Origin of the sequence: Pseudomonas juntendi, from assembly GCF_009932375.1 — a bacterium.
GTDB lineage: Bacteria > Pseudomonadota > Gammaproteobacteria > Pseudomonadales > Pseudomonadaceae > Aquipseudomonas > Aquipseudomonas juntendi.
In genome coordinates this window covers 1-256 of the sequence record NZ_BLJG01000497.1, presented here as the reverse complement: position 1 = coordinate 256, position 256 = coordinate 1, and the positions used below count along the sequence as shown (strand labels likewise).

The 256-nt window shown below is 71.1% G+C and carries 1 protein-coding gene; it reads right to left on the bottom strand.

What is annotated here, in order from left to right; all coding sequences use genetic code 11:
* Positions 1 to 256: RsmD family RNA methyltransferase (locus GYA94_RS26925; RefSeq protein WP_174824224.1), on the bottom strand; the 256-nt coding region annotated here is incomplete at both ends.

The following is a 256-nucleotide window of genomic DNA, read 5'->3' as shown; positions in this document are numbered from 1 at the left end:
TTTCAGGTTGGCGATGGCCGCCGGGTTGCTGTCCAGTGCCACGGCGTCTTCGGCGCCGCGGGACAGGGCTTCGAGCACGAGGGCGCCACTGCCGGTGAAGGCGTCCAGTACCCGAGCGCCCTCGATGTAGGGCGCCAGCCAGTTGAAGACGGTTTCGCGCACACGGTCGGGCGTTGGCCGCAGGCCTTCACCTTCCGGCACCGCCAGGCGACGGCTGCGCCACTCGCCGGCGATGATGCGCAGGTGGCCCTGGCCC